The organism is Streptomyces sp. NPDC054840 (assembly GCF_053611065.1).
The window spans coordinates 1-6,776 of the sequence record NZ_JBSGZP010000406.1 but is presented as its reverse complement, the minus strand read 5'-3'; the positions used below and the strand labels follow the sequence as shown (position 1 = coordinate 6,776).

General features: G+C 70.9%; 6 protein-coding genes. 2 read left to right on the top strand and 4 right to left on the bottom strand.

All coding sequences use genetic code 11. The annotated features are described in order from the left end of the window. Window positions 1-106: 106 nt before the first annotated feature. From ACWGIU_RS25225 to ACWGIU_RS25210, 4 genes are all read right to left on the bottom strand, one after another. Entirely contained in the window at window positions 107-2,548 is a 2,442-nt protein-coding gene (locus ACWGIU_RS25225; RefSeq protein ID WP_453709351.1) for an ATP-binding cassette domain-containing protein, read from the bottom strand. Between the two features lie 66 nt (window positions 2,549-2,614). After that, window positions 2,615-3,031 carry a VOC family protein gene (locus tag ACWGIU_RS25220; RefSeq protein ID WP_030726511.1) on the bottom strand — a complete coding sequence of 139 codons (417 nt, stop codon included), beginning with the start codon at window positions 3,029-3,031 and terminating at the stop codon, window positions 2,615-2,617. A 10-nt stretch (window positions 3,032-3,041) separates the two neighbouring features. Further along, a complete protein-coding gene (locus ACWGIU_RS25215) occupies window positions 3,042-3,461 on the bottom strand; it encodes a helix-turn-helix domain-containing protein (protein WP_453709349.1) in 420 nt (139 codons plus the stop codon). Window positions 3,462-3,542: 81 nt separating this feature from the next. Next, window positions 3,543-4,034 (bottom strand): GbsR/MarR family transcriptional regulator, encoded by a 492-nt coding sequence (locus tag ACWGIU_RS25210; RefSeq protein ID WP_453709353.1) that lies wholly within the window; start codon window positions 4,032-4,034, stop codon window positions 3,543-3,545. Window positions 4,035-4,199: 165 nt separating this feature from the next. On the opposite strand from ACWGIU_RS25210, the gene ACWGIU_RS25205 reads away from it, so the two are divergent. Then, the gene (locus tag ACWGIU_RS25205) at window positions 4,200-5,093 is read left to right on the top strand and encodes an ABC transporter ATP-binding protein (RefSeq protein WP_453709347.1); all 894 of its coding nucleotides are present in this window, start codon (window positions 4,200-4,202) and stop codon (window positions 5,091-5,093) included. After that, window positions 5,090-6,682 (top strand): ABC transporter permease, encoded by a 1,593-nt coding sequence (locus tag ACWGIU_RS25200; RefSeq protein WP_453709345.1) that lies wholly within the window; start codon window positions 5,090-5,092, stop codon window positions 6,680-6,682. The genes ACWGIU_RS25205 and ACWGIU_RS25200 overlap by 4 nt, the downstream gene beginning before the upstream one ends. The last annotated feature ends 94 nt before the right edge of the window (window positions 6,683-6,776 follow it).

Below are 6,776 nucleotides of genomic sequence, written 5' to 3'. Positions count from 1 at the left end.
CTTTATCTCACAGGGATGGAGATTAAAGAGAATCACAAGAACTCATCACATATCTACTTTCCAGACAGTGATATTTCCCGCACGAAGGATTCCCCGCGAGGTCCGGTCAGCTCCCCACGTAGGCCGCCAGGTGCTCCCCGGTGAGGGTGGAGCGGTCTGCCACGAGGTCGGCGGGGGTGCCTTCGAAGACGATCAGACCGCCGTCGTGACCGGCACCGGGACCGAGGTCGATGATCCAGTCGGCGTGCGCCATGACCGCCTGGTGGTGCTCGATGACGACGACCGACTTCCCGGAGTCCACCAGCCGGTCGAGCAGGCCGAGCAGCTGCTCCACGTCGGCGAGGTGCAGCCCGGTGGTCGGCTCGTCGAGCACGTAGACGCCGCCCTTCTCCGCCATGTGGGTGGCCAGCTTGAGCCGTTGCCGCTCGCCACCGGACAGCGTGGTGAGCGGCTGGCCGAGGCTGAGGTAGCCGAGTCCCACGTCGGCGAGCCGCGTGAGGATGCGGTGCGCGGCGGGCGTGTGCGCCTCGCCCGCGCCGAAGAACTCCTCGGCCTCGGTCACCGACATCGCGAGCACCTCGCTGATGTCGCGGCCGGCGAGGTGGTACTCCAGCACCGACGCCTCGAACCGCTTCCCCTCGCACTCCTCACAGGTGGTCGAGACACCGGCCATCATCGCCAGGTCGGTGAAGATGACCCCGGCGCCGTTGCAATTCGGGCAGGCGCCCTCGGAGTTGGCGCTGAACAGGGCCGGCTTCACCCCGTTGACCTTGGCGAACGCCTTGCGGATCGGGTCGAGCAGCCCGGTGTAGGTCGCGGGATTGCTCCGGCGCGAACCGCGGATCGCGCCCTGGTCGATGGAGACGACCTCCGCGTCGGGGGAGAGCGACTTGTGCAGCAGCGAGCTCTTGCCGGACCCGGCGACGCCGGTGACGACCGTGAGCACCCCGAGCGGGATGTCGACGTCGACGTCGCGCAGGTTGTTCGCCGTGGCGCCGCGGATCTCCAGCGCGCCGGTGGGCTTGCGCACCGACGGCTTGAGCTCGGCCCGGTCGTCGAGGTGGCGGCCCGTGATGGTGCCGCCGGAGCGCAGCCCCTCGACGGTGCCCTCGTAGCAGACGGTGCCGCCGGCGGTGCCCGCGCCGGGGCCGATGTCGACGACGTGGTCGGCGATCGCGATCGTCTCCGGCTTGTGCTCCACGACGAGCACCGTGTTGCCCTTGTCGCGCAGCCGCAGGAGCAGGTCGTTCATGCGCTGGATGTCGTGCGGGTGCAGGCCGATGGTGGGCTCGTCGAAGACGTAGGTGACGTCGGTGAGCGAGGAGCCGAGGTGGCGGATCATCTTGACCCGCTGCGCCTCGCCGCCGGACAGGGTGCCCGAGGCCCGGTCGAGCGAGAGGTAGCCGAGGCCGATCTCCACGAACGAGTCGAGGGTGAGCCGCAGTGCGGTGAGCAGCGGGGCCACCGAGGGCTCGTCGAGGCCGCGTACCCACTCCGCCAGGTCGCTGATCTGCATGGCGCAGGCGTCGGCGATGCTGATCTTCTTGATCTTCGAGGACCGGGCGCCCTCGCTGAGCCGGGTGCCCTCGCATTCGGGACAGACGGTGAAGGTGACCGCCCGTTCCACGAAAGCCCGGATGTGCGGCTGCATCGCTTCCCTGTCCTTGGACAGGAAGGACTTCTGGATCTTGGGGATGAGGCCCTCGTAGGTGAGGTTGACGCCCTCGACCTTGACCTTGGTGGGCTCCCGGTAGAGGAAGTCCTGCATTTCCTTCTTGGTGAACTTCGCGATCGGCTTGTCCGGGTCGAGGAAGCCGGACTCGGCGTAGACCCGCACGGTCCAGAAGCTGTCGGACTTCCAGCCGGGGATGGTGAACGCGCCCTCGGAGAGCGACTTGGAGTCGTCGTAGAGCTGGGTGAGGTCGATGTCGGAGACCGAGCCGCGGCCCTCGCAGCGCACGCACATGCCGCCGGTGCGGGAGAAGGTCGCCTTCACCGTCTTGGTCTTGGCGGCGCCGCGCTCGACCGTGATGCCGCCGCTCGCCCGGACCGAGGCGACGTTGAAGGAGTAGGCGCTGGGCGGGCCGATGTGCGGCTTCCCGAGCCGGCTGAACAGGATGCGCAGCATCGCGTTGGCGTCGGTGGCGGTGCCGACCGTGGAGCGGGGGTCGCCGCCCATACGCTGCTGGTCGACGGTGATCGCGGTGGTGAGCCCGTCGAGTACGTCGACCTCGGGGCGGGCCAGGGTGGGCATGAAGCCCTGGACGAAGGTGCTGTAGGTCTCGTTGATCATCCGCTGCGACTCGGCGGCGATCGTGTCGAACACCAGCGAGCTCTTGCCCGAACCGGAGACTCCGGTGAACACCGTCAGGCGGCGCTTGGGGATCTCGATGCTGACGTCCTTGAGGTTGTTCACGCGCGCGCCGTGCACGCGGATCAGACCGTGGCTGTCGGCAGCGTGCTGCGCCTGCGGTGCCTGCTGCGCCTGCGGTCCCTGCGGAGCCTGAGGCCCGGTCGGGCGGGGGTCCGGCTCGGTGGCCCTGCTCATCGTGTCTCCATCTCTCGGGCGGGCCGTCTGCCCGGACTCCTGCGCGGACTCCTGAGGCAGGCGGCCTCAGTGCTTGCGGGGCTGGTTGAAGCGGAGCATGTTGCCCGCCGGGTCACGGAAGGCGCAGTCGCGGACGCCGTACGGCTGGTCGACCGGCTCCTGCAGCACCTCCCCGCCGGCGGCCCGGATGTGTTCGAAGGTGGCGTCGACGTCGTCGGTGGAGAAGATCACGCCGCGCAGCAGGCCCTTGGCCAGCAGCTCCGCCATGGCCTGCCGGTCGGCGGCCGAGGCACCCGGGTCGGCGAGCGGCGGTTCGAGGACGATCTCCACGTCCGGCTGCGTGGGGGAGGCGACGGTCACCCAGCGCATCCCCTCGAACCCGACGTCGTTGCGGACTTCCAGGCCGAGGATGTCGCGGTAGAAGGCGAGCGCCTTGTCGTGGTCGTCGACTGCGATGAAGCACTGCGAGAGGTTGATGTCCATGCCGTCGACGCTACGAGGAGGGTGCGGATTTCGCTTCTCCGATCCTGACCGGTCGCGTGAGGATCTTGGCGACGCACGCCGGGATCGCCGCGCCGTCGTCGTGGTTGCGGGCCCGGTAGGCGCTGGGCGTCTCGCCGACGAGCTCGGTGAAGCGCGAGCTGAAGGACCCCAGCGAGGTACATCCGACGGCGAAGCAGGCGTCCGTCACGCTCATGTCGCCGCGTCGCAGCAGCGCCTTCGCGCGTTCGACGCGGCGGGTCATGAGATAGCTGTAAGGGGTTTCCCCGAAGGCGGTACGGAAGCTGCGGGAGAAGTGTCCCGGCGACATGAGGGCGACGTTCGCGAGCGCCTGAACGTCCAGCGGCTCCGCGTACTCGCGGTCCATCATGTCCCGGGCGCGGCGCAGCCGTACCAGGTCCTCCAGATTCATGCGTTCCAGCATGGCACGCATGAGGTTTCCCGTCTGCGGGTATCGGGGCTTCCGGATTCGGTCAGCGCCCGCCGAGGCGGATCAGCCGAGGCCCATCGCCGCCTTGTGGACCCGCCAGCGGTCCATCACACCCAGCATCTCGCCCTGCATGAACGCGAAGAAGGCCGCCGTCTCCGCGACGCGTGCCCCGGCCGACGAGTCCGTGCCGAGGGCGGCCGCACCCTCGCGCAGGGTCTTCTCCCACAGGGTCAGCACCTGGTCGCGCCGGGTGAAGGTCTCGTACCAGAGCTCGTTGTGCAGGACGTACCGGTCGCGGCGTGAGCCCGGTTCGCGCTCGCGGCTGACCATGTTGACCTGGGTCAGGTAGGACACGGCGCCCGACACGGCGGCCGGGCTGATCCGCAGGGCCTCGCCCAGCTCCGCCGAGGTCATCGCGCCGCCGTCGCTGGCCAGCAGCTGGGCGAAGACGCGCGCGGCCATCCGCTGCATCCCGGCCTCGGTCAGCTGCGCGGCGAAGCGCTCGACGAAGCGGGAGACGGCGTCGCCGTCCCGGGCGTCGCCACCGGTACCGATGCCCGTATCGCCGCCGGTATCGCCGCCGGTATCGCCGCCCGTACCGGCATCCGTACCGGTCTCCGGGTCCACGTCCACCACGTCGTCTGCCACCTTCCTGACTTTACGTGATTCCCGAGATTCGCAAGCTTCAGAAATTTGTGAAAACGACGTACGTTCGCAAGCATGACGAAGGCAATCAGCGTTGCCGGCCTCCACAAGGCGTTCGGCCGCACCAGCGCCCTGGACGGACTCGACCTCTCCGTCCACACCGGCGAGGTCCACGGCTTCCTCGGTCCCAACGGCGCCGGCAAGTCCACCACCATCCGGGTCCTGCTGGGCCTGCTGCGCGCCGACTCCGGCACCGCCGAGCTCCTCGGCGGCGACCCGTGGGCCGACGCGGTCGCCCTCCACCGCCGCGTCGCCTACGTTCCGGGAGACGTCACCCTGTGGCGCAACCTCTCCGGCGGCGAAGTCATAGACCTCTACGGGCGCCTCCGCGGCGGCCTCGACCGGACCCGGCGCGCCGAACTCGTCGAGCGGTTCGAGCTCGACCCCACCAAGAAGGGGCGCACGTACTCCAAGGGCAACCGGCAGAAGGTCGCCCTCGTCGCCGCTTTCGCCTCCGACGTCGAACTGCTCGTCCTCGACGAACCCACCTCCGGCCTCGACCCGCTGATGGAGGAGGTCTTCCAGAACTGCGTCACCGAGGCGCGCACCGCCGGCCGCAGCGTCCTGCTCAGCTCGCACATCCTCAGCGAGGTCGAGACCCTCTGCGACCGGGTCAGCATCATCCGCAAGGGCCGCACCGTGGAGACCGGCACCCTCGCCGAACTCCGCCACCTCACCCGCACGTCTATCAGCGCCGAGCTGGCCGGCCCGCCGAACGGCCTCGCCCACCTGCCCGGCGTGTACGACGTCCAGGTCCGGGGCCGCACCGTCCGCCTCCAGGCCGACACCGACAAGCTGGACGCCGTACTGCGCTCCCTGACCGCCTCAGGCGTGCGGTCGCTGACCTCGACCCCGCCCACCCTCGAAGAGCTCTTCCTGCGCCACTACACCGAAGAGGCGTCCCGATGAAGAACCAACTGGCCGGAACCGGGACGCTGCTGCGGCTCGCCCTGCGCCGCGACCGCGTGATGACGCCCGTGTGGATCGCGGTCACCACGCTCATGGTCGTGAGCATGCCCGGCTCGCTGGGCAGTGTGTACGCCACCGACGCCGAACGGGCCCGGGTCGCCGCCTTGATGAACGCCAACAGCTCGATGCGCGCCCTGTACGGACCGGTCTTCGGAGATTCCCTCGGCGGCCTGACCGCCTGGCGGGCCGGCGTCTACGCCGCCGTCCTCGCGGCTGCCATGAGCCTGATCATCGTTGTCCGGCACACCCGCGAGGAGGAGGAGACGGGCCGTCAGGAATTCCTCTCCGCCGCGATGGTGGGGCGGCGGGCCCCGCTGACCGCGGCCCTGCTCGCCGCACTCATGGCCAACGCCTGTGTCGCCCTGCTCGTGGCGGGCGGTCTCGCGGGGCAGGGCGCGCCCGGCGCGGTCGCTCTCGGCCTGGCCGTCGCGGCCACCGGGACGGTCTTCGCCTGCACGGCCGCCATCGCCGCCCAGCTGACCGAGAGCGCCCGCCTCGCCAAGGGGATCGGGGCCGCCGCGCTCGGCGCCGCCTTCGTCCTGAAGGCGGCGGGCGACGCCGGTACGGGAGGCGGTCGGTCGGCCCTGACCTGGGCCTCGCCGCTCGGCTGGGCGGAGAACGTACGGGCCTTCGCCGCCGAACGCTGGTGGGTGCTCGCCCTGTTCGCCGCCGCCGCCTCGGTGCAGGCGGGCGCCGCGTACGTGCTGGCCGGGCGCCGTGACCTGGGCATGAGCTTCCTGCCCTCCCGGCCGGGGCCGGCCGAGGGGCGCCTGGGCACGGCGGGCGCACTGGCCTGGCGGCTGCAGCGCGGCAGCGTCCTGGGCTGGGGCGCGGGCTTCCTGATCGCCGGCGTCGTGTTCGGCGGGATGGCGGACGGCGCCGCGGACCTGGTCGGCGACAACGACCGGACCCGCGAGATCATCGAACGGATGGGCGGGCAGGGTGGTCAGGGCGGGTCGGGCGCGCTCACCGACGCCTTCCTCGCCACGATGGCCGGCATGTTCGGCATGGTCGCCGCCCTGTTCGCCGTCTCGTCGGTGCTGCGCCTGGCCGGTGAGGAGTCGGGGCAGCGCGCGGAGCCGCTGCTCGCGAACGCGGTCGGCCGGCTGCGCTGGGCCGGCGGCCACCTGGCCGTGGCCTTCGGCGGCTCGGCGCTGATCCTGCTGCTGGCGGGGCTCGGTCTCGGCCTCGGGCACGGCAGTGAGCCGGGCGCGGCCATCGGCGCCACACTCGCCCAGCTCCCGGCGGTGTGGCTGATCGGAGCGCTGGCGGTGCTGCTCCACGGCCTGGTCCCGCAGTACGCGGCGGCGGCCTGGGCGGTGGCGGGGGGCGCGCTGGTCCTGGGCTGGGTCGGTCCGGCGCTGAACCTCCCGCAGGCCGTCTTGAACCTCTCACCCTTCGCCCATCTGCCCCGGCTCCCGGGAGCGCAGGATTTGGACCGGACCCCGCTGCTGGCCCTGACCGCCCTGGCGGCGGCCGCGGCGGCGGCGGGCCTCGGCGCCCTGCGCCGCCGCGACATGATCGCGTAGACGCCGGCCGCGGAGACCGGATCTAGAACTCCACCAGCAGTTCCTCCAGCCCCCGGATGACGTACCCGTCCCGCCACCGAGGCTCCTCGACGAG

Coding starts and splice junctions, on each gene's coding strand:
- ACWGIU_RS25225 (WP_453709351.1), bottom strand. CDS start 2,548: ATGAGCAGGGCCACCGAGCCGGACCCCCGCCCGACCGGGCCTCAGGCT.
- ACWGIU_RS25220 (WP_030726511.1), bottom strand. CDS start 3,031: ATGGACATCAACCTCTCGCAGTGCTTCATCGCAGTCGACGACCACGAC.
- ACWGIU_RS25215 (WP_453709349.1), bottom strand. CDS start 3,461: ATGAATCTGGAGGACCTGGTACGGCTGCGCCGCGCCCGGGACATGATG.
- ACWGIU_RS25205 (WP_453709347.1), top strand. CDS start 4,200: ATGACGAAGGCAATCAGCGTTGCCGGCCTCCACAAGGCGTTCGGCCGC.
- ACWGIU_RS25200 (WP_453709345.1), top strand. CDS start 5,090: ATGAAGAACCAACTGGCCGGAACCGGGACGCTGCTGCGGCTCGCCCTG.